Annotated in this window: 19 protein-coding genes and 1 pseudogene; 6 read left to right on the forward strand and 14 right to left on the reverse strand. The window is 51.2% G+C overall.

Annotated elements, in window-relative coordinates; genetic code table 11:
• Nucleotides 1–170: 170 nt before the first annotated feature.
• The 4 genes from RSX24_RS24475 to RSX24_RS24490 form a co-directional block, all read right to left on the reverse strand.
• The gene (locus tag RSX24_RS24475; RefSeq protein WP_343262019.1) at nucleotides 171–1,493 is read right to left on the reverse strand and encodes an ABC transporter substrate-binding protein; all 1,323 of its coding nucleotides are present in this window, start codon (nucleotides 1,491–1,493) and stop codon (nucleotides 171–173) included.
• A gap of 118 nt (nucleotides 1,494–1,611) precedes the next feature.
• Nucleotides 1,612–2,592, reverse strand: coding sequence for a LacI family DNA-binding transcriptional regulator (locus tag RSX24_RS24480; protein ID WP_343262020.1), 981 nt, complete (start codon nucleotides 2,590–2,592; stop codon nucleotides 1,612–1,614).
• A 90-nt stretch (nucleotides 2,593–2,682) separates the two neighbouring features.
• Entirely contained in the window at nucleotides 2,683–3,117 is a 435-nt protein-coding gene (locus RSX24_RS24485) for a FixH family protein (RefSeq protein WP_236420471.1), read from the reverse strand.
• A gap of 22 nt (nucleotides 3,118–3,139) precedes the next feature.
• Complete coding sequence (locus RSX24_RS24490) at nucleotides 3,140–3,589, reverse strand: disulfide oxidoreductase (protein WP_343262021.1); 450 nt, start codon at nucleotides 3,587–3,589, stop codon at nucleotides 3,140–3,142.
• A gap of 221 nt (nucleotides 3,590–3,810) precedes the next feature.
• Between RSX24_RS24490 and RSX24_RS24495 the strand changes: the two genes are divergently transcribed.
• Complete coding sequence (locus tag RSX24_RS24495) at nucleotides 3,811–4,020, forward strand: hypothetical protein (protein ID WP_339274729.1); 210 nt, start codon at nucleotides 3,811–3,813, stop codon at nucleotides 4,018–4,020.
• 30 nt (nucleotides 4,021–4,050) lie between these two features.
• Here RSX24_RS24495 and RSX24_RS24500 read toward each other — a convergent pair whose 3' ends face one another.
• Both RSX24_RS24500 and RSX24_RS24505 read right to left on the reverse strand, forming a co-directional pair.
• A complete protein-coding gene (locus tag RSX24_RS24500; protein ID WP_339274730.1) occupies nucleotides 4,051–4,410 on the reverse strand; it encodes a phosphotransferase in 360 nt (119 codons plus the stop codon).
• A 76-nt stretch (nucleotides 4,411–4,486) separates the two neighbouring features.
• Entirely contained in the window at nucleotides 4,487–5,149 is a 663-nt protein-coding gene (locus RSX24_RS24505; protein ID WP_343262022.1) for a DinB family protein, read from the reverse strand.
• A 196-nt stretch (nucleotides 5,150–5,345) separates the two neighbouring features.
• Between RSX24_RS24505 and RSX24_RS24510 the strand changes: the two genes are divergently transcribed.
• Together RSX24_RS24510 and RSX24_RS24515 are read left to right on the forward strand one after the other, a co-directional pair.
• Entirely contained in the window at nucleotides 5,346–6,458 is a 1,113-nt protein-coding gene (locus RSX24_RS24510; protein WP_343262023.1) for a stalk domain-containing protein, read from the forward strand.
• A gap of 127 nt (nucleotides 6,459–6,585) precedes the next feature.
• Nucleotides 6,586–7,020 (forward strand): hypothetical protein, encoded by a 435-nt coding sequence (locus tag RSX24_RS24515; RefSeq protein ID WP_236420465.1) that lies wholly within the window; start codon nucleotides 6,586–6,588, stop codon nucleotides 7,018–7,020.
• A 67-nt stretch (nucleotides 7,021–7,087) separates the two neighbouring features.
• Here RSX24_RS24515 and RSX24_RS24520 read toward each other — a convergent pair whose 3' ends face one another.
• From RSX24_RS24520 to RSX24_RS24550, 7 genes are all read right to left on the reverse strand, one after another.
• Complete coding sequence (locus RSX24_RS24520) at nucleotides 7,088–8,146, reverse strand: glycosyltransferase WbsX family protein (RefSeq protein WP_343262024.1); 1,059 nt, start codon at nucleotides 8,144–8,146, stop codon at nucleotides 7,088–7,090.
• 16 nt (nucleotides 8,147–8,162) lie between these two features.
• Nucleotides 8,163–9,317, reverse strand: a complete 1,155-nt coding sequence (locus RSX24_RS24525; protein ID WP_343262025.1) for a CgeB family protein — start codon at nucleotides 9,315–9,317, stop codon at nucleotides 8,163–8,165.
• 241 nt (nucleotides 9,318–9,558) lie between these two features.
• Nucleotides 9,559–10,620 (reverse strand): hypothetical protein, encoded by a 1,062-nt coding sequence (locus tag RSX24_RS24530; RefSeq protein WP_343262026.1) that lies wholly within the window; start codon nucleotides 10,618–10,620, stop codon nucleotides 9,559–9,561.
• Between the two features lie 32 nt (nucleotides 10,621–10,652).
• A complete protein-coding gene (locus RSX24_RS24535) occupies nucleotides 10,653–12,326 on the reverse strand; it encodes a DUF6138 family protein (RefSeq protein WP_343262027.1) in 1,674 nt (557 codons plus the stop codon).
• Between the two features lie 305 nt (nucleotides 12,327–12,631).
• Nucleotides 12,632–14,284: an extracellular solute-binding protein gene (locus tag RSX24_RS24540; protein ID WP_236420460.1), complete on the reverse strand. Its 1,653-nt coding sequence runs from the start codon at nucleotides 14,282–14,284 to the stop codon at nucleotides 12,632–12,634.
• A 100-nt stretch (nucleotides 14,285–14,384) separates the two neighbouring features.
• Nucleotides 14,385–15,977, reverse strand: coding sequence for a response regulator transcription factor (locus RSX24_RS24545; protein WP_236420459.1), 1,593 nt, complete (start codon nucleotides 15,975–15,977; stop codon nucleotides 14,385–14,387).
• The gene (locus RSX24_RS24550; protein ID WP_343262028.1) at nucleotides 15,952–17,715 is read right to left on the reverse strand and encodes a sensor histidine kinase; all 1,764 of its coding nucleotides are present in this window, start codon (nucleotides 17,713–17,715) and stop codon (nucleotides 15,952–15,954) included. Before RSX24_RS24550 ends, RSX24_RS24545 begins: the two co-directional genes overlap by 26 nt.
• Nucleotides 17,716–17,940: 225 nt before the next feature.
• On the opposite strand from RSX24_RS24550, the gene RSX24_RS24555 reads away from it, so the two are divergent.
• On the forward strand, nucleotides 17,941–18,906 hold the full coding sequence (locus RSX24_RS24555; RefSeq protein WP_339274740.1) for an ABC transporter permease: 966 nt from the start codon (nucleotides 17,941–17,943) through the stop codon (nucleotides 18,904–18,906).
• Between the two features lie 12 nt (nucleotides 18,907–18,918).
• The gene (locus RSX24_RS24560; RefSeq protein WP_236420456.1) at nucleotides 18,919–19,797 is read left to right on the forward strand and encodes a carbohydrate ABC transporter permease; all 879 of its coding nucleotides are present in this window, start codon (nucleotides 18,919–18,921) and stop codon (nucleotides 19,795–19,797) included.
• Nucleotides 19,798–19,868: 71 nt separating this feature from the next.
• Here the strand turns inward: RSX24_RS24560 and RSX24_RS24565 are convergent, their stop codons facing one another.
• Complete coding sequence (locus RSX24_RS24565; protein ID WP_236420455.1) at nucleotides 19,869–20,054, reverse strand: aspartyl-phosphate phosphatase Spo0E family protein; 186 nt, start codon at nucleotides 20,052–20,054, stop codon at nucleotides 19,869–19,871.
• A 228-nt stretch (nucleotides 20,055–20,282) separates the two neighbouring features.
• Between RSX24_RS24565 and tnpB the strand changes: the two are divergent.
• A pseudogene (tnpB, locus tag RSX24_RS24570) lies at nucleotides 20,283–21,477 on the forward strand (IS200/IS605 family element RNA-guided endonuclease TnpB).
• The last annotated feature ends 12 nt before the right edge of the window (nucleotides 21,478–21,489 follow it).

Raw genomic sequence — 21,489 nt, forward strand, 5'->3', positions numbered from 1 at the left:
TCCTCCATCCACTTCCGGTTTTGAATGCCGTTTTTCAGCCGGAGGCCAACCAGGTTTGGATCATCATTCTCTGCCTGGGGCACTCCGGCTTAACGGCTGTATGTTTAGGCATGCGTCAGAGTCAGTGCAGTTCAAGAGCCTCGTCTCACCACAACTCTTCCCTGTTACGATTATTTCACGTTTGTCCAGTAGGACTGGATTTCCTTCGCAAGTTCGCCCCGATCAATGACATCCGCCAAATACTTCTGCATGGATGCCCCTAATTTGGACCAATGATCTGCCGGCAGCGTACTGACGGATTCCTCGATCTTGCCTGCTTTGATGTATTCGCTAATCGACTTGCCCAGCGGATCATTGGGTTCAAGGGTGATGTTTTTGAACGCCGGAATTACGCTCGCTTGATTGACCAGAAAATCCTGTCCTTTGTCCTGATAAACGATCCAATCAAGGAACTTCTTGGCGGCGTCCTGCTGCGCCGGTGTGCTCTTCTCTTTATCAATCAAAATGCGCTTGGACACGGCTGCGGAAATTTGTGTGTTGCCGAAATCCTCTGGATTGTTGCTTACAGGAACAGGAAGGAAACCGTATTTTCCATCCGCGGTATCAAAGCTGTGGATTTGCGGCCAAGCCCAGTTTCCTTGGAACCAGAGGCCCACTTCGCCTTTCCCTAAAACTTCGGGTCCGCGTTCATATGTGCCCGAAAGCGGAGACGCTTTGTCGATATTGTAGGTTTTCATCAAATCAAACGTATCCATAAGTCCGTTAAAAACTGCATTCGAAGCAAGATCGACTTGTCCTGCCTTGAGATTGGCGATGAATTGCTGTACCAGAGCCTGATCCGGCGATTGGCCTCCGTAGGCCAGTCCGAGATAATGCGCTCCAAGCGACCAGTCCATTGGCGAAATGATCAGCGGCGATTTCCCGGAAGCCGCGATCTTTTGAAACAGATCATCAAGCTGTGCCGTTGTCTGGATCGTTTGCGGATCGAATGTTCCGCCTACCGCCTGATCAAGCACGTTCTGGTTGTAAATAAAACCGTATCCTTCGATGGAGAACGGAAAAGCATAATTTTTTCCATCGAATGTCGTCGTTCCCGTGCTATTTTCCACAGCATCCTTCATCCACGTTTCATTCGTTAAGTCAAGGACGCGATCCTTGAATTTCTCGACATCCCCGGTGTCCAGCATCATCATCGTAGTCGGGTTGCCTGAAGCATACAGTGCCGAAGCCTTCTCAAAAGGGGATTGGCCGTTTCCTACAGGCACGATTTCCAACGTAATCTCCGGATGATCTGCATGAAAATCCTTTGCAGCCTGCTCCAATTGGCTGTTGATTTCAGCTTTGGAATTCAACAGGGTAATTTTGACGGAGCTATCGGAGGAAGCACCATCGTTGCTTTCAGTTCCTGTCTGCCCACCGCCGCAAGCTGATAGCAAAATCACCATAATTAATGATAAAACCGATAACTTCATCCATGTCCGCTGTGTTTTCATCTGTCTTTTGCCCCCGTTCGTTGAATTAAAAAGGAACCGCTTACAAAACCGATTATAGTGTCAAAGGTTTGACATGTCAATCGTTTGACATAAATAAAAAAAGAAAAACAACCTCGTCTCAGGTTGTCTCTCGTTCTACCATAGTCACAGGCAGGATATGTTCCATTTCTATCTCTTCCTCGGCCAATTGCTGCTGGATCAATTGAACCGCAAGCTCCGCCATGCTCTCGATCGGCTGCATTACTGTCGTAATCGCCGGGACGACATACTCCGCTGCCCGAATATTATCGTAACCCACGATGGCAATGTCCTCAGGAACTTTTCGCCCATGATGCATGATCTGTTTCAATGCATGAATAGCCATCAGGTCACTGGTAAAAAACAGCCCATCGACCTCCGGATGGCCGACAAGAAGCTCTTCGACAAGCTTTGTGTATTGCTGCTGGCTAAACACGTTGAGATCGGTTTGATGAATCATGGTTGGGTTGATCCCATGGGCCTTCAAGGTATCCAGAAATCCCGTCGTTCGTCGATTGGATAGCATCTGCAGCTCCAGATTGCCGCAAATGTGGGCCAAATGCCGTCTGCCTTTAGAGATCAGCAGTTCGGCAGCCATCACACCTCCCTGGTAGTTATCCGAGGAAATGAAGGGGATATGCGCTCCGATTTGCCGGTCAAAGGTAACGATGGGCGAATGAAGATTCATATACTCGTCCACCTCAAGCGTATGGCTTCCCATAATAATGCCGTCAACGCGGTTTCCTTTGAGCATTTCCACATACTCACGCTCTTTGGCAGGGTCCATGTGGGAGTTGCACAACATAATCTTGAAGCCGTTCTGGTAGGCATGGTACTCAATAAAGCTTGCGAGTTCGCCAAAAAACGGATGCGAGACGTCTGGAATGATCAAACCTATGACGTTGGACTGCTTGCGCAGCAGCGAGCGGGCAATCTCGTTCGGACGGTAATTCAACTCGTCCATGCACTGATACACCTTGTCTCGTGTCTTCTGACTGATATAGCCCCGATTGTTCAATACACGGGAAACCGTCGTTACGGAAACCCCTGCCTTGAGCGCAACGTCATGAATTGTTGCCATAAAAACCTCTTTTCCACTGCAATTTCATAATGTAATTATACAACCATCCTCGCACACAAACCCAATCTTCGTCCTATTCGCTGTACATCGTCATTCGACGATAATCTTTTTCTTCGGCATGCTGTGCATGGCGCCATGCGTGACATGAACCTGTACGATATACGTACCCGGCTCTTCGAATGTATGCTGGATTTCATATAAGCCCTTGTCCACTTCCATAGCATCCAGAGCCCCCAGTTCTTTCAAGTCCTCCGCAGTCATCAAGGCTTGCTCGGGAGCACCGTCAAGCTCGTTCCATACCTGGAACTGGACGTGATCCGCCGCCTCAACAGGCTGCCCGCCCTGCGTCAGTTTAATTTGCAGCGCCACGGGCTCTTGCACGGTTGCTTTCTCAGGCACCACAAACTGGACCTTGATCATTTCCGGCATCTCGTTCGTCGCCGCATTTTCCGAACCGGTACACCCCGTAACCAATACGATTAGTATCGTGAGAACAGGTACTACCCATTTGACTTGTCCGAACATCCATGATCCGTCCTTTCCCGAATTAAGCGGATTTCGATGTTTTGCCGATGCCCCACAGCATCACGGTGATGATCATAAACGCAATGAGTGCCAGCAGCGGAATCGTGATAAATCCGAACCAGTTCAAATAGTCGGTATAACAAGGAATTTGTCCGCAAGCAACGGCGCTGCCTGTAGCCGAGTACACTCGCTGAATCACGACATGGTACAAGGAGATGCATCCTCCTATAATGCTTAGTGGCAGCACGTATCTGCCGATTTTGAAATCGTCCTTGAAGTAGGCAATGCCCAGCACAATCGTTAGCGGGTACATAAAAATACGCTGGAACCAGCATAGATCACATGGAATAAATCCTTTGATTTCACTGAAATACAGGCTGCCTCCTGTCGCAATGACCGAAACGGCCCAAGCCAAAAACAAACGTTTGTCCGCATGTTTCGCAGAGTGCCCGGTTGCGGATGGTGTACTCATTCCATCTGTCCTCCCCCAAAAATGTGCTCTTATCGGATAATCATACAATAATCACGGCGTTCATGGCTATTCTTGGCATGTCCATCCCGGCACACGCATGATTAGTATACCAAATATTTGAATATTTTGGATATGAATCTTACATCCCATGCCATCCTGGGGTACAATCATATCAAGGCCTCACGCCTTGGCAGAATACGTTCTTCAATGGAGGTTGTGCCATGACGATGCTTCCCTATATTTTGATCGTAACCATCGCCCTGTTCGGTGGAATTGCCACGCTGATGATCGGAAATTCCAAAGCCAATCAGAAGAGCAATCCCGAATATGGTCGCAGAACCAGGCAAAACTTAAGTCGACTGACGTATGTATATATAGGTGCCGTGGTCTTTGGCATAGGCGGGCTGGTGCTGTATCTCGTTAACGGATGATTCCGCGTTGGTAATCTCATCAAGGTATTTTCACACCAATAGCGATTTATACTCCTCCAATATGTTCAACTGCCGTTCAATGTAGGAAACGTTAGGGGCACTCATCCCCTGCTCCATTACAAGCGCAAGCATTCCGCGCAGCAGCCATAGGTGCAACTGCTCAAATAAACGTCGGTTGTCCCACACCCCGTGCTCCTGCGCGTATCCTCGTTCGAAAAGAGAGAGTGACTTCTCCATCTCTGTTCTTGAAGCGGTTAAAGGGATGCTCGAAGTAATCACCGCTGCCAAATCAAAATGGCGATCCCCCATCCTTGCTTCCGCCATATCAATAATGAAAACATGCCGCTCAGTAAATAATAAATTCCATATTCCCAAATCACCGTGGATCACTGTCTCTCTATTAACGGAAAGCTTCTAAATTGCTTCAATACATCCGGTTGGGCAACCACATTATTCCCTCATTTCCTCATTCACGTATCCTTGATGATTTGTTGAGATGTACAAAATGATGCCGCGTCGCCGGCATCAGAAACAATCCGGCTACGGTCAGATTGCCCCAATAATCCAATAACCAGTTGTTTTCCGGCAGTACGTCCCCCATTTCCGTCAATTGGCTCAAATGTGCAGAAGACACTTTTCGTCTAAAGTCTGCTGCCGACAATTCCATCACAATCTCGCGCGTCCGTTGGCCGACAGCAGCTCGGTACGCGCGCAAAGAGGGTATATCCACTACGGAACTCAGGTGCACAAGCTGTTCAAGCGACATTCCATTTCCGGTATCGCGGACGTTCAAATGCATGGATTGCATCCACAAGTCACTATCGATAACCTGCTTCATTTGGGCCACCAGCACATTCATGGTCATGTCTTCGATCCGGGTTGAATGATAAATATGCCATGCGACCGAGTTGGCTCCAGAAGCCGGAACATGTCGAAACCGGTTTTCAGTCATATGATCCAGTACTTCATCTTCAAAAGACCACGCAGCCCCATCTCTGCTTCGAGCCGAATGGACAGCCCCGTGCTGCAAAAGCAACCATTCCCGCGCATTCTCGTACTGTGCGGGCTTCGCCAACATGGACTTAAGCTCTTTTTGCCGCTGATTCCATAACTTCCGATCTTCAAGCACATGGATTCCCCCATCTTTATGACATTCCTTTCCAGGGATCATTATACACCTTGGCATTCTGCGGATGGATGATGAAGTTTACAAGTTGGATATAATTCAGAATTATTCTGGATATCTTCCGTGAGTAATATATAGCCATAAGGGACAGCGAGCCCGGACATCATAATCCACTACATCCATAAAGGAGCGTTATATCATGAACAAAAACATAAAAAAATCCGCAGCAGCCGTCATGGTGCTTGGCATGACATTAACCGGGGCGGCAGGCGTATTCGCAGGCACGCAATTGGAAAAAATCTCGGCATACCTCAACCACGGCATCAGCTTCAACGTAAACGGCTCGGCCTACACGCCAACGGACGGCAGCGGCAACAAACTGGCACCGATCACCTACAACAATTCCACCTACCTGCCTGTTCGAGCGCTTGCCGATGCACTGCATGTACCTGTATCTTACGATGGCAAAAAAGGTCAGGTCATCATCGGCGAAGCTGCGAATGCGGAATTGACCTCCGTTTCTTACAGCGCAGCACAAAAACAAGCCATTCAAAAAGCATTTGCACAATTCGCCGGATTCGAAACGGCCTATGCTCCGGAGCAAATGATTGCCGGCGATACATTCAAAAGCGTTGGCGCAGGCGGAGACGGCGTGAACTTTGTGTTCGCACACATGAATGTTTCCATCTCTCCCAAAGATTACTCTTTCGATTACGAGGGCAGAACGGTTACATTGGCAAACGGCGTATCCGCCAAATGGTACACGCCTTCGGATACAGGCATGCTGACATTCAAACTGGATGATCGGTATGTGACGCTCAGCTCGCCGGATCACAAATTGACCCAAGCCCAACTGGAGCAGGTTGCCGTGAACGTCAACAAATTGGGCAGTAACAGCAATAACTGTTCCGACCAGGGTATCGCCGCTTACGCTGATGTAAACTACAACAAGTCCCAAGTCTCCGCGATTCAAAAAGCATTTGCGAAATTCCAAGGTTTCGAGACGGCTTATGCTCCGAAGCATATGGTTGCAGGTGACCAATTCAAAAGCGTCGCCGCTGGCGGGGACGGTGTAAGCTTTGTGTTTAACCACATGAAAGTGGATGTTTCGCCGAGAGATTACGCTTTCGACTATGACAGCAAAACCGTCAAACTGCCCAACGGCGTATCCGCCAAATGGTACACTCCCGACAAAACGGACATGCTGACGTTCCAATTGGATGACCGGTATGTAACATTTAGCTCGCCGGACCATTCCCTGACCCACGCCCAATTGGAGCAAATGGCCGCAGCCGTTCAAAAACTGAAATAATTGGCACGAAAACTCTGAAAATGAGCATGGGTAATATACCTGTTTTCGATAGAACAGGTATATTACCCATATTATTTTGCCTCTAGTTACATAAGATAGAGCATCAAATATAAAGGATGATGTGTCCATGCCTACGTTCGATAACGTAAACGTGACGGGAAATGCCACAATTCAGCAGGATTTTCAAGTCAATGGCAATGCGACGTTTGGTCAAAATATACAGGTTAATTCTAACCAGACCGTGCAAGGCTCCTTGCAGGTGAATTCCAACGAAACGATCGCGGGAAGTTTACAAGTCAACGGAAGTGCGACAGTGAACTCCAATTTTGGTGTCAATGGCCAAGCAAGCGTCGGTGGTAGCTTGACGGCTGGGCAAAGACTGAACGTAACCGCTCTTCCTACCGCTCCAGGCGTTGCCTCAACCGCAGCCAATGTTCTCTTGTACCCTTCCGGCAACCCCAACCAACCGGGATTATTGCTCAAAGGGACCGACGGATCCAACTACGTGCTCTTCATTGATGCTTCTTCCGGCACGTTGGCCATTGGAATTCAAAAAGTCTGATTACGTCATCCTGCCGTTTCCAACGAAAAGTGCGCGTCATATTTAAAGAGAGGACCCCGTTCCTCTCTTATTCGTTCTCCGAGGATTCCAACGCCTTCTTCACAGCCTTCAAATAAGCATATTCCCCGTCCTTATCCGGCTCCAAATACGCTCCTTCTCCCCACTCGTTCCATGCGTTAATAAACACAAATTCACTGCGATACAGCTGTCTGGCTCGTTTGAGCTGCCTCCTCAAATATTCTTCGAATTTATGAGGCGACGCGCCAAATCCGCTCTGCCCCTTCACACCGAGACGCGGTGTATTGTCCCAGCCAACAAAAGCCCCTGGAAAAATCATTTCCCCTTCCCGACGCGGCGAACGATTCAACATCAACCGCCACACTTCGTCGTAATCAAACACAAGATGTTCCCCGCCCATCGTGCGCATGGTGCTCCAGATTCGCTCCGAACCGCTGTGTCCGAAGGTGTAGTGGGGCTCGAACTCTACGCTGGCATCGAATCCTTCCTGTTTAGGCAACCCAAAGCCACCCAGCGTCCGTACCACGAAAAGGCCGTCCATCCCTCTGCGTAACGCGAGTCGCTTCCAGAAGGCCAACATCTCTTCGCAACAAGGAATGTTTCCGGGACGATAAATCAGGAATACCGGTTTGTTGTCGATACGAATATATCTTGGATCGCTAAATGCCTGCAGCAGATAGTCGAAATGCCGCTCCCAATCTTCCTCTTGACCATAATCCTGCCGAAGGATCAGTTCATTGTCGCTGCCATCCCATTTGCGGGTCCACGATTCATTCGCCCATGACAAACAAAAAGGAAAGTCCGGCTTCCCGGAGCTCAGCATCTGTTCCAAAGGCTGTTCCAACAGCTTTTTTCCTTTAAACCAGTAATGATAATAACAGAAGCCGTGAAGCCCGAATTTCTTCGCCAACCCGGCCTGCCATTGCCTTGCAGCCGGATCGGTCAGATCATAATAATAATCGTTATAAGGCTCCCTTGGTTGCCGATGCCCTTGGTATAACGGTACCGATTTCTTCGTATTAGTCCACTCGGTGAATCCTTCTCCCCAAGCGGCGTCATTTTCAGGAATCCGGTGAAATTGTGGCAGCAAATAGGCAATCAGTTTCAAAAGGCCTTCCTCCCGTTCATTCCCCGGCGGTGATTCTTTTAAGGAGCCGTAATATATTTTGAAAATAAGAGTAATCGTACTTGCTGCCCTCCAATGCCTTACTGGCGATTTTGCGCTTCAAGTCCGGATGATGCCTATAATATTCAAGGAGGTTGTGGAGCTCTGTCGTGGATTGAAAAGTGACGATGTTTTCGCCTGGACTCAAGTGCTCATAGAGATGCGGCTGATCCTGAACCATCTGAAAAGCGCCGCAAGCGGCTATGTCGAACAATTTTTGCGGGCAACGGCACGAATCGAAATGAATAATAACGTTCGCGCCGTTGTAACACGAATTTGCATCGTCCTCTGTATGAATGGAAGTGATGATCGGTTCGTTCTCCCACCCTTGCCCCATCGCATGCACCCGTCCTCCAGCAAAATGTCTTGCCACCTCGGATACATATGCGGATCGTTCCGGTACCGCATCCCCGATGATTAACACATCGGATTGGAACTCCCTTGAGACAGCCTGCGGATAAAATACGTTGCGGTCGGCAGCAAAAGGGTGATAGTACACACAGGGAACGCCCCCAGCCTGATAAACCGCCACATGTTCCAGATTTTGCGATAGAACTACATCACCCAAATGGGCCAGTTGCCAAGTCGCATCGTTCGTGCCATCCGCATCGTCAAGCCACATTACCTTGCGAGCCGGGCATGAGGCCAAGGCTTTCCGTTCCTCTTCCGAAAGCTTGCGCGAATTGCCGAGAAGCAGTACAAGATCCGGATTCAAATCCTGCAAACGCGTCGCCATGGAGGGTAGCAGCCCGACAGTCGTCACTTCACCCACAACCATTTTTAAATGCTCGACGATCACTTCTGCAGTTTGCCATCTGCAATCAGGAAGCACGGAAATCAGGCAAATCCGCAAGTTTTTGAGATCGGCCGGTTGAAATAAGGGATCGCTTATTTCTTCCACCTTTGGTTGTATCGTCGATTGTGTTCGCGAAGACTGTCCTTCGTTCGCGATCCACTGTGAAAACTGCGAGCTTAGCCATGGCTGGAGTTGTTCAAGCATTTCGCCGATCACCGCATCGACGATCTTGCGCTGCTTGGGAGGCAGTGCCGATTTACGCCGGGACATCCCGGATTTCGGCCGCCTCTCCCGCCCACTGACCTTTTTTTTCACCATGTCTTGTTCTCCTATGCCACGTGTCGTTCTTTTATCTTATGACGTGACCGCGATATTGTCTGAGACAGATGACCATTCTTCCCCATTCCGTTTTAATAAGGTGGTATCCCTAGGCTCGCAAAAGCAGTTAAAAAACAGCAAAAAAGCACAGCAACGTGGCTGTGCTCTTAGTACTTGCATGTATTCCTTAAAAACCGGAAGAATGGGGTGTCCACAAACACCTGCACAGCCTCTTTATCGGTCATTTTTGAGAAGGAGCACAGGACGAAGAAATTTGAATGACTCGCCGATAATACATGCCATCGATGAGTTCCTCCCATTCCAGTTCGCCGATGTTGGCATCCCGATAATATACGACCGTAGCGGGCAAAAAACCGGCCACAGGACCAAGCCCCCCGCAGATCAAAGAGCCGCCGTCCCCACCTTTGGGCATAAGCTCTCCAGTCTGACTAAGCGTAAGCTCGCAACGATAGGGATCGCCTTCGAACCGGATGCCGAAGAAATTGGGCAGCTCCAGATCGTAAGCACGGCCGTCGTCCTCAACCATAGAAGGGTCCGGCTCCGCATTTTCATCCACGATGCCTGGAACGCCCTGTAAACTTCCGAAATGCTTCAGCTTCATCGTGTAGTCAAAGCTATCTCCCCACGGAAACAGCGTACGGCAGCCCCCGCCGTAAAGGTACTCCCACTCCTCTTCCGTCAGCAAGGAAAACCCTGTTTTCTCGGTTTCTTCCTTCAACCGCTCCAGCGTCAGGTCTTCGTTGAACCAAAAGATTCGTATACCTCCTTCATGGCGCACCAAACGAAAATGCTGGTAACGTTCGTACTCGCTGATGTCAGATTGTTTGAATTTCTCCCATTCTTTCGCGAATTCCCCATCGTCCCAAGCCATAGCTTCTTCTTCGCTCACTTCAAACCAACCCAGGGAACGGGCCTGACATTCGACCAGCATCGGAGAAATGTGGACTTCTCTCACCGGAGACGAAAATTCGCGAAGATAAGCATCGATATCGTGTACGTCGTACTCATTGAAGGTTTCCCGAATATCGATGGCCGTCTCCTCGTTCATGCCTTCGTGCCAACCGTCCCACCCCAACGTCACGAGATCACCCGGAACAAATACGAAGTCCCGTTGTTCATAGGAGAACACACCTGTCTCCGTGCACCGACCGTACCGTTCAAATTTCCGCAAGCCTGCGTACGCCATGCCTTCCGGAAGTTCTGTCAGCTTCTGCAAAAATTGTTCCTTTTCAACTGATGAAAGAGCAGCCCACGCTGTACGGTTCAAATGTTGTAATTCCATATCCCCCGCCCTCTCCCTGAATGGTACTCTCGTCACTTGCCCGCTGCATGCAGCAATGCCTGCAGAAGCTCCTTGCGCCGGCCTTCGGCCTTTCGTGCCAAACCAGCCAGTTTCTCTACCTTTCCCCATATCGGATACAACACGCGCTGGACCTCATAAGCCTCTAATCCTTGCACCTGTTCTACCCATAAAGCCAGCTTGCCCTCATCTTCCAGCACAGGCTGAAGAGCTTTCAGCTTCAAACCATCGGTGGAACGTTTCAAACATGCGATGAGTGGCGGGAGCGATTGCTGCGTCAGTCCGTGTTGTTCGACAAAGGCTGCCGTGAACTTGTCCTGCACCATCTGATGCTCGTCATCCACCAGACCCATGTATGTCTCCACCAGAGGGAAATAACGCTCGTCCGCAAGGCCAAGTCCGAAGGTGGCGTAGGAACCAGGCATGCAATTTTTCTCTCCCTCCGTATCCTCATACCATTCGAACTCCTCCATCACTTCGCGTGCGTATTCCTCCAACAGCGGATGCAATTCGGGATAAACCAGTGCATTCGCAAAAAAACGGTGGGTATCCGATTTCGCCAGTCCTTTGACCGGCAAGTAGTGCTTGGCTTTCGATTTCAGCTTGATTTTGTAGCTTTTGGGAAAACCCTGCTTCAGCAGACGGATGATGTATCCAAGCGCCTGTTCGTAAGCTTTCGCCGCTTCCTCGCGAACTACGATGGTGATGGTCGAAAAGACGTCATTGGCCGTGCATTCCACCTGTTCATTCCGCATTTGAATGTCTTCCTTGGCGAAGGTGCCGCTGCCCTCTTCCATCATGCGCGCGGCCTGACTGCTTCCAAGCTGCTCGGCAAGCTCAAGGAAGGTTACCCCCGTCGATTTGCTGTAATTGGGCTCATACCTTAGAATCATTACGGCTCCATATAACAGCAGCCTGACGGGATGATGATCAGCATCGTGTTCACCCAGAGACGCTCCTGGTTTAAGCGTATACTCATTGGATCTGTAAGCCGAGCGCTGGACGTCAAAATACAAGGGCAAAAACTGATTCTCCGCCCAGTTCCTCAAGCTTTGAGTAATATTTCTCCGATGCTCCGAGAGCGCTTCCTGGCGCCCCTTGTTCAACGCCTGAATGCGATCGTATTGCGCGATGATCCATGGCACGTCCAACTCCGGGAACAACACGGGATCGAGCAAATGCCGGACTAAAAAGAACGTTTCCAGCGGTTTCGTTGGATAAGACCCATTGGTCAGCTTCCGATCGACATAAGCATGTATCTGTTCAAGCAGCAACCGCTTTTTTTCCTCATTGACTGATTCAAACAGCGTGATCCGCAGAGAACCTTCGTCCGTCGGGAACTTGCCCCGAAAAGTAAATCGATAGTCAATCAGCGGCGTATCTGCCAAACGTTCCAGTCTCTCCTGAATCACCTCTGCCAAACGAGGACGGATTTCAGTCTGAACCTGCTCCACCGTAAAAACATCGTTCTTTCCGGGCCTCAATCCTTCTTCATCCATACCGAGATCCAGGCTGTCCACGGTTGTTCTTCCCGGCCGATAATCCAGCAGCACATCATCATAGATGCCTGATTGCAGCTTCGTTCGTTTCACTGTTGACTCGGCATCGTCCCGTTTCTCCGTTTGGTCGAACCATTGATGGATCTCCGCGATCATCTCCTCCACGGCCTCTTCTACAATGATGCTCATTGATCCGTCTCCTCCTTATATGGACATGTTCCCCTTAAAATGCACCACTACTTCTATCACAAATATGCGCATCTACGTTCGTATCCTGCCTATTATTGTACTATCGCTTGCCAGGCCTAAACAATAAGTCTCACGTATGGTTGTCCGCCGTCCTGACCGCTTCGACGATCAACTCCAGATCGCTCATTAAACTCCCCCGGCAGAATAAAAAACACCGAAATCAAGGCCTGTTCCAGCCCGATTCCGGTGCAATTGCGAAAATGATTATTGATTGTAATCCTTTAGTACGACTTCTTTCAAACCACTTAATTTACGGTTTTGAACCATTCGTTCACTTCGACCGTAATGTCATCGCCGCCCATCGATTTCCATTTTTCCACGAATGCGTCGAACTCATCGATGCCGACTTGGCCGTAGATGATTTTGCTGAACGTGTCCTTCTCCAGCTTGTCGAGAGCATCCTTTTTCATTTTCATCGTATCGGTCGGCGCACCGGTGAACTTGTTCTTGATCGCATCGTCTTTGTGTGCCACGACCACCTCTGCAGCGGCGAACACTTCCGGTTTGTTGGCCATGCTCGTGTTTTTCTCGAACGGCGTTTCGGGCTCCTTGCCGGTGGCCAGTTCCGCGAGCGTATCCATCATCAGGTTCGGAATGCGCGCGCCGTCATACGTAATGGTGTACTTGAGCGGCGATACGCCATCCTTGAGATCGGCTTCGCCGACGACTTTGCCGTCCACGATATCGAAGTCGTACCCCTGGGCAAAGCCGTGCTCGAATTCGCCGCCCACTTCCGGGTTCGCAAAATGATCGAACAAGTAATTTTGATACGTGAAGAAAATTTCGGGATTCGCCATGTCCTTGTTGATCAATACTACGCCATTGCTTGCGCCGGAACCATGGTGGTGGCTTTCGCCAGTCGGGCCTGTCGGCAGCGCAATGGCTTTGTAGGCAGCGCCCTCCACGTTTTTCTTCACATCGTCGATCGGCCAGTTCGGCATCCAGTGCGGCCCGACGATGATGCCGGCTTTGCCTGCGGTAAACAGCTCGGCAGCTTTGATTTCATCGTAAACGCCGGCTTCCTTCGGCAGGTAGCCTTTGTCCAGCCACTCTTTCATCGTAGCGAGCCCTTGCTTCACGCCAGGCTGGATCGAGCCGTATTCAAGCGTGCCGTCCGCGGCTTCGTTCCATTGTCCGGGCATCGTGCCGTACATGCCGAAGATCCAGCCGGATTCCGTCATCCACGTATTCAGCGCGTTCTTCATGCCGACGGTCAAGCCGTACGTATCCTTTTTGCCATTGCCGTCCGGGTCCTGGTTCGTGAATGCGTCCATGACGGCCACCAGTTCGTCGATCGTTTTCGGCTCTTCCAGCCCAAGCTTTTTCAGCCAATCCTCGCGAATGAACATGACCGGATCGCCGTTATAGGCATAATCGAAAATCGGAATGCCGTACCTTTTACCTTCGTACATGTACGGGTACCACTCTTCCGGCGCGGAGGCGGCCGCCTCTTTCCACGTATCCGAAGCGTATTTGTCGAACAGCTCGCCAGCATCGGCGAACTTGCCGGACTCGATCAACTCCCGGACCAGATTATAATCGCCCCGGATCGAAACGATGTCCGGCAGCTCCTCGTTGGCCGACAACGACAGACGCAGCTTGGTATAGAACGCATCGTTGGTCACCGATACCGCCCATGGCGTGCTCAGCTCGATGCCTAACCGTTCCTTGGCCCACTTGGTGTGCACGTTGCTCTGGGCGGTTTCACCGTTTTTGAACCGGGTATCGTCGTTCCAGGCACGCAAGTAGCTCATCTGCACCGCCGGCTCATATTTCCCGTCCTTCAGGGCAAGCGGTGCCGCCGCTTCCGGCGCGGCTTCTTCCTTGGCTCCCGAGCTGCATGCAGTCACGACGACCATCGTCAGCGCGAGCAGCGCCGTCATCATTTTTCTATACATGAAAACCCCTCCTCAGTGACTGTGTATCCCCTTACATGAAAAGGATAGTTCAGCCGGGAAAGCAAACAAATATCACAATTTCAATGTTCATATCGATTTGTTAACCGTTCCGGAAATCCTGCGGCGTCAGCCCATAGTGCTTGCGGAACACTTGAATGAAATAAGGGGTGTTGTTGTAACCCACCTCCTGGCCGACCTCATAGATCTTCATCGAGGTATGCTTCAACAGGTGTACCGCCCGGTCCATCCGGGAACGCATAATGTAATCGCTGATGCCTTCGCCGGTGGATTGTTTGTACAGTTTGGACAAATACACCGGGTGCAGATGCACCTCACCGGCAATGACCTGCAGGGACAAGTCCTCGGACAGATGGCGGTCGATCCATTGCTGCACCTGGCGAATCAATGGCGGAACGTTGTCCTGGCGATCTTCCTGCGCGCTTGTCTCCCACTGAAGCATCACTTTCTTCGTCCATGCATCGAGGCTGCGCAGCGATACGCCGTATCCGTCCTTCAGCAGCTGCTGATACTCTTCGCCAAGCACCTCGGACAACTGCCTCCCTTCCCGATGCGCCATATAGGAGAACGCGGCCGCCAAATAGTGAAAAGCGACATACACATGCTCCGGAAATACGCTGCCTGACAGCTCCGCAAAGATGCCGTCGATTTTACGCTGTGCCTCATCTACTCTTCCCGCCTCCAACAGCGTGGTGAGTGCAGGCGGTTCATAGAGCGACGACAACGATTTCAGCGCCGTTCCCCGAGGTTCGGCGGTCGCTTGAAGATGCAGGCCCTTTCCGGCATCCGCTTGTTTGCGAAGGGCGCTGACGGCCTGCAGGTACAGCTGGGGGACATGTTCGGGAAAACGCCCCATTCGGCTCGAAGACACCGAAATGCTTGCATTCAGGTACTGCCTCACGCTGTGGATCAGCCGATCCCCCAGCCTGCCGAGCAGCAGCTCGGCATCGTCCCCCTCCTGCTTCGGGCTGACCATGAATACAAGGTCATCGTAAGCATCTTCGGTATGGCACAGATGATAGCTGCCGCCGAAGATTTCCTCGACCACGTTGGAGATGGCGTATTTCATCAGGCGGAACGCTTGGTGTGCCTCTTGCGCGTCATCGTAGCGAACGATAAGCACCTGCATTTTATCCTGCGGGCGAAAGCCGATCTCGAGCTGTTCCAGCTTCGCCGTCAATTCCCCATCGGCAAATCGCCGTCCCAACAATACGTCTTTCATCAGTTCCGCCCGCTTCGCCGGCAGATGCTCCCTCACCGAATACATGGCGCGCTGATGCATCATGCGTTTCTCCCCTTCAAGCCTGATCTGTACGGAAGCCTGCTGCACCGCTTCAATAAGTTCTTCGTCCCTTACGGGTTTGAGCAAATAGCTGACCGTGCCGTGCTTGAGCGCCTGTTTGGCATAGTCGAAAGAGGCGTGGCCGGACAAAATAATGCACTTGACCTGCTCCCACCGCTGCCTGACATGGCCGACCAGATCAAGGCCCGACAAGCCCGGCATGCGAATATCCGTGATGATGATATGAACGCTGTGCTCGGCCATCGTCTGCAAAGCCTCCTTTACGGAATAGGCTTTGAATACCCGGCCAATGCCATGCTCCCTCCACGGAATGGACGCAGCAATCGATTCCACCGCCGAATGTTCGTCATCCACGACCATCAAATTCATCATGGGAAAGTTCCTCCTTAAACCATCGTATTTCAACGCTAAGCCCTCCCTGCGGAATCTCCGCAAAATGAAGCCCTGATGACAACCCGTATCGCGTAACCAAGCGCTGATGAACGTTCCACGTCCCCGTGCCGATCTCTTCGCCCATCGGTTCGTGCAATTCCCGTTCGAGCCGCTCGATCGCCTGCGGCGTCAGCGCGACGCCATCGTTGTCCACGAACAAGCTATAACGCGCATAGGTTTTGCCGTCGATCTGCTCGCGGGCAACCATGCCTGTCACCACGATATGGCCGCTGCCTTCCATCGGCTCAATGCCGTGGATGACCGCATTCTCCACGATCGGCTGAATGAGCAAGCGGGGAATGCGCTGCTGCATCAGTTCTCCGGGAACATCGATTTCATAGGAGAGCCGATTCGTGCGCATCTGCTGGATGGACAAATAATTGTTCAGCAGCTCCACTTCCCGTTCGACGGTAGTCATGTCGTTCTGGTCCTTCGTGATGTAACGGTAATAATCGCCAAGACTGAGCGCCATGGCTACGACCGCTTCGCGATTGCCGAGCTGGGTCATGTTTTTGATGTAAGACAGGCAATTGTACAGAAAATGAGGGTTGATCTGGGACTGCAGATGCTTCAGCGTCGCTTCCCGCGAACGAATGCGTTCCTCGTACACCTTCTCGATCAGCTCCTGAATTTGCTCCGCCATATGGTTGAAGCTTTGGGTCAAATAACTGAATTCGTCCCGTGAATGGTCGACCGCAATCCGGGTGGAAAGCTGTCCCTTGCGAATCTGCTGCAACCCTCTCATCAGGCGGTAGATCGGGATCTGTACCTTGCGGTAGAGCAGCAGGGCCGCCCCGATGCTAAGTACAAGCAGCAGCAGGATGGACGTCACGAACATGTTCCGGCTCTTGTCCATCGGATTCAGCAGGTCGTCCAGCACGACCGGGTTGACATATATCGCATCCAGCTGTTTGGAGCGGACGTAGCTGACGAGATATTGCTTGCCGCCCGCTTCGAGCTGCCAATTCCCGGCGTCCTGCCCCAGTGCATCCAGCGGCATACCGCGCCGAATGGCTTCCACCAGTTCCGGCTCCGCGCTGCGATTGACGAACGGGTCGCTATTCGGGACGAGCAGGAACGGATCGCCGCCCTGCGTCTCCTTGAAATCGTCGAGCATGGCCACAATGTTCATCGGGTCGAAGCTGATTTCCATGACCGTCCGCACGCCCGTTTCAGCCGGTTTGTCGCTCCATTCATAATGGTCGGTGAAAAAATACGTAAAGCTCCCTTCGTTCAGCTTCCACGCACCCGGCTCCGGATACTTGAGCATGCTTTCTTTAAACACCGTAAGATTCGCCTTTGTGGATAGAACAAGCTCCGCCTGCGGCAGCACAATCGTGATGTCGTTTTTCCACTGGCTGGTGGACTGGTACAACGACAATTTGTCGAGAATGTCGAGATAAATGCTGTTTTTTTCGTATTGGCTCGTTGCATCGTTCATGTAGCGATAATGCAGTATGCTCGGATCGCGCAGCAAGGTCAAAGCGTATAACGAGAGCTGCTCTATGTTTTTGTCCACCTGTGAACTGAAATAACTGAACTGGTTCAGGCTGGACTGCTGCTTCTCCTCCACGACCATATCCACGTTCGCCTGATTCGCATAACTGTAGAGCAGCAAAATCGGTACCAGCAGGCACACCAGCAGCACGACCGTTTTGGCGAACACCGTCAATCTCATGACTCCACCCTGCTTCCGGTTAAGAATAGGAAAACACCGAAGTCCTATTTTATATTGAAACCCCTTACATATCCATATTGAATTTTGGTTAACAAATCAACATCCGTCTTGAAAAGTTGCTCTATAGCCGGCCTGTTTCCATTGCTATAATTCAGTTGCTCCACCCGTGCAGAGGCGATTCCGCCTTGATTTCTGGCACGGCTGGACGATCAAAGGAGGGACCTGATGGCTATGGAACAACCGATAACAAGCCCTGCTCCGGCAAGCCGGATAAACGGGCATCCGCGCAAGCGCACCCGCTGGAATTGGAAACGGACCTGGCCGCTGCACCTGATGCTGCTGCCTGCCGTATTGCTTACTTTGCTGTTCGCCTATGTCCCCATGGGCGGCATCGTGATCGCTTTCCAGGATTTCAAACCTTGGCTCGGCTTGACCGGGTCCAAGTGGGTCGGCTGGGAAAACTTCCGTTTCATGTTCGAATATCCCGACAGCGTGCAGGTCATCTGGAACACCGTGCTGATCGCTTCGATGAAAATCGTGGCCGGACTGGTCGCTCCGGTCGTCTTCGCGATTTTGCTGAACGAAGTCCGCCATTCCGCGTTTAAACGTTTCTCGCAAACGCTCGTATACCTGCCGCACTTCCTGTCTTGGGTCGTGTTGGGCGGTATCTTGCTCGACATGCTGTCCCCCGAAGGCGGACTTGTGAACCGGGTGCTGGCGGCGGCCGGCATCGAACCGATCTTTTTTCTGGGCGACGGCGACTGGTTCCGCGTAACGGTGGTGATCAGTGATGTGTGGAAAGAGTTCGGATTCGGGACGATTGTATTCCTCGCTGCACTGGCGGGCATCAATCCCGCGCTTTACGAGGCTTCCGAGGTGGATGGGGCTTCGAGGCTCAAGCAGACGCTGCACATTACGCTGCCTGCGCTGGTTCCAATGATTATCGTAGTAGGTACACTGTCTCTGGGCAACATCCTGAATGCAGGCTTCGACCAGATTTTCAATCTGTACAACCCGCTGGTCTATGAAAAAGGGGACATTATCGATACGTTCGTGTACCGTATGGGGATTTTGAGCGGGAAGATGAGCTTTGCGACCGCCGTCGGATTATTTAAATCCTTCGTGGCGATGTTCCTGATCATTACGGCCTACCGGATGGCTTACAAAATCGCCAATTACCGCATTTTCTAAGGAGGAATCAAGGTGTACCACAAAACGACCGGCTACCGTATCTTCAACGGATTCAACTTGTTCTTCATCGCGGTGCTCTCGCTCCTGTGCGTGCTGCCGCTCATCCATATTCTGGCGGTGTCCTTCAGCGGCAAAGCGGCGGCATCCGCCAACCTGGTCACGTTCTGGCCCATCGACTTCACGGTCGATGCCTATGCCAAAACGTTCGGCAACAGCAACTTCCTGAATGCGCTCTGGATTTCGGTTCAGCGGACTGTGCTCGGCACACTGCTCAGCATGGTGCTGGTCATCCTGACCGCCTACCCGTTGTCCAAAGAAAGCCTGCATTTCAAGGGCCGCTCGCTGTACGCATGGTTTTTCATCTTCACGATGCTGTTCAGCGGCGGACTCATTCCTTCCTACATTCTGATTCAGAAGCTGGGGCTGACGAACACGCTATGGGCACTTATTCTGCCCGGAGCGGTCGCGGTATGGAATCTGATTCTCATGATGAACTTTTTTCGCAACGTGCCGAAGGAACTGGAGGAAGCTGCGTTTATCGACGGAGCCAACCATATTACTACCCTGTTTCGCGTTTACTTGCCGGTATCCATGCCGGCCATCGCCACGATCTCGCTGTTCACGATGGTGGGACAGTGGAATTCCTGGTTCGACGGACTGATCTATATGAACGATGCGTCCAAATATCCGCTCGCCACGTTGATGCAAACCATTATCGTGCAGCAGGACTTTTCCAATATGAATGTGGACGCCACCCAGCTTCAGAACATGTCACAACGGACGGTCAATGCTGCCCAGATCTTCATTGGTGCGCTGCCGATCCTGCTCGTTTATCCGTTCCTGCAGCGTTTCTTCGTGAAAGGGATCGTTCTCGGAGCGGTCAAAGAGTAAGACCTTATTCGCCTAAATCAGCCTCATGGCAAAACCAAGGCACCCCCGGAAAGTGCAGGCAGTTGCCCGGTTCACTTGCTGCGGGATGCCTTTTTTCGGTACATCATCTCGTTGTATTCATTGATCAACTCATCCAGAAGCATCGACTGGCGAATGACATCCGGATGCCATAATTCGGCATGGGCGCTGGCGATCTGATGCAGCTTCCGTCTCGCTTTTTCAATGCATTCCTGAATGGTTTCCGGATTCTTCACCATACTCCCGCCCCCTGTTGACATTCCGATATTTCATCCAAAAAAGACCATCTAATATAATATTCGGAACAAAGAGGGCCAATAATTACCCCAAAATTAAATTTATCATTGAAAGCGAGAAGACTCCCTCCACAAAAGCGTCAGCTTTAGGTGGGGGATGAATCGCCATTTTTTTCTATTCGAAACCGAACGTATGTGCTATAATAACTGCAAGGAACGGAGGTGTATGGCATGCTCTTCCATAAAGCATACAAGTATCGGATCTACCCCAATCGTACACAGCAGCAGCTAATCCATCAGATGTTTGGATGTTGTCGTTTTGTGTTCAACTATTTTCTGGGACAATGGAAGGATACGTTTGCCGCCACGGGTAAGGGCTTGTCGTACCATGCTTGTGCCACGCAGCTTCCAGATCTAAAGCAAGAACATCCTTGGTTGAAAAAAACGGATAGTATCGCTCTACAATCGGCTGTTCGGCATGTAGCCGATAGCTTTGATCGTTTTTTCAAGAAGCAGACGCAGGCTCCGCGTTTCAAAAATCGTAAACATCCGGTGCAAAGCTACACCACCCGATATACGAATGGAAATATCGCTGTGAATGGGAGTAAGCTGAAGCTACCCAAGCTGGGGTGGCTGCGGTTTGCAAACTCTCGTCCCTGTGAAGGACGCATTCTTTCGGCGACGGTACGGCGAAATGCCGCAGGTAAGTATTTTGTTTCGCTCGTCTGTGAAGTCGAGATGGAGCCCTTACCGCATAACGATAAGTCGGTAGGGATCGATCTGGGACTTAAAACGTTTGCGGTATCCTCCGAGGGGATGCGGGATACTCATCCGAAAGCCTGGAGCCGGTATGAAAAGAAGTTGGCAAGCTGGCAGCGGAGGCTGGCCCGGCGTACGAAAGACGGATTCAATTGGCAAAAAGCCAAACGGAAGATCGCCCTGATCCACGAGAGAATGGTGAATATCCGCCATGACTTTTTGCACAAGCTGTCCACCAAGCTGATTCGTGAAAACCAAACGATCAGTACCCTAGGACTTAAAGGTGTCTAACATGCTCAAGAATCACAAGCTGGCCAAATCGATTGCCGATGCGTCCTGGAGTGAGTTTAGAAGGCAGCTCACGTATAAAGCGGAATGGTATGGGCGCACCCTCAAGATTGCGAATACGTTTGCTCCGACAAGTCAAACCTGCCATGTATGCGGAGCGCTGCACCGAGAAGTGAAAGATCTTTCGGTACGGCAATGGGTGTGTCCCTCCTGCGAGACCCTCCATGATCGGGATGTCAATGCAGCCCGAAACATTAAGGATGTTGCCATATCGATCGTCATAGCGGCCGAGAACTGTGGGGACCACAGGGATCGCTTGGTCCACTTCGAACCAAGAGGTTCGATTACCCAAGAATCCCCCACTTCAAGCAAAGGCTAAGTGGTGGGAGTG

The organism is Paenibacillus hubeiensis (genome assembly GCF_032334105.1).
In the GTDB taxonomy this organism is placed as follows: Bacteria; Bacillota; Bacilli; order Paenibacillales; family Paenibacillaceae; genus Paenibacillus; species Paenibacillus hubeiensis.

Excerpts from the sequence above, each read along its gene's own strand:
- RSX24_RS24495 (WP_339274729.1), top strand. The coding sequence starts at position 3,811 with ATGACGATGCTTCCCTATATTTTGATCGTAACCATCGCCCTGTTCGGT.
- RSX24_RS24475 (WP_343262019.1), bottom strand. The coding sequence starts at position 1,493 with ATGAAAACACAGCGGACATGGATGAAGTTATCGGTTTTATCATTAATT.
- RSX24_RS24515 (WP_236420465.1), top strand. The coding sequence starts at position 6,586 with ATGCCTACGTTCGATAACGTAAACGTGACGGGAAATGCCACAATTCAG.
- RSX24_RS24550 (WP_343262028.1), bottom strand. The coding sequence starts at position 17,715 with ATGAGATTGACGGTGTTCGCCAAAACGGTCGTGCTGCTGGTGTGCCTG.
- RSX24_RS24510 (WP_343262023.1), top strand. The coding sequence starts at position 5,346 with ATGAACAAAAACATAAAAAAATCCGCAGCAGCCGTCATGGTGCTTGGC.
- RSX24_RS24565 (WP_236420455.1), bottom strand. The coding sequence starts at position 20,054 with ATGGTGAAGAATCCGGAAACCATTCAGGAATGCATTGAAAAAGCGAGA.
- RSX24_RS24525 (WP_343262025.1), bottom strand. The coding sequence starts at position 9,317 with ATGGTGAAAAAAAAGGTCAGTGGGCGGGAGAGGCGGCCGAAATCCGGG.
- RSX24_RS24540 (WP_236420460.1), bottom strand. The coding sequence starts at position 14,284 with ATGTATAGAAAAATGATGACGGCGCTGCTCGCGCTGACGATGGTCGTC.
- RSX24_RS24490 (WP_343262021.1), bottom strand. The coding sequence starts at position 3,589 with ATGAGTACACCATCCGCAACCGGGCACTCTGCGAAACATGCGGACAAA.
- RSX24_RS24555 (WP_339274740.1), top strand. The coding sequence starts at position 17,941 with ATGGCTATGGAACAACCGATAACAAGCCCTGCTCCGGCAAGCCGGATA.
- RSX24_RS24545 (WP_236420459.1), bottom strand. The coding sequence starts at position 15,977 with ATGATGAATTTGATGGTCGTGGATGACGAACATTCGGCGGTGGAATCG.
- RSX24_RS24535 (WP_343262027.1), bottom strand. The coding sequence starts at position 12,326 with ATGAGCATCATTGTAGAAGAGGCCGTGGAGGAGATGATCGCGGAGATC.
- RSX24_RS24485 (WP_236420471.1), bottom strand. The coding sequence starts at position 3,117 with ATGTTCGGACAAGTCAAATGGGTAGTACCTGTTCTCACGATACTAATC.
- RSX24_RS24530 (WP_343262026.1), bottom strand. The coding sequence starts at position 10,620 with ATGGAATTACAACATTTGAACCGTACAGCGTGGGCTGCTCTTTCATCA.
- RSX24_RS24480 (WP_343262020.1), bottom strand. The coding sequence starts at position 2,592 with ATGGCAACAATTCATGACGTTGCGCTCAAGGCAGGGGTTTCCGTAACG.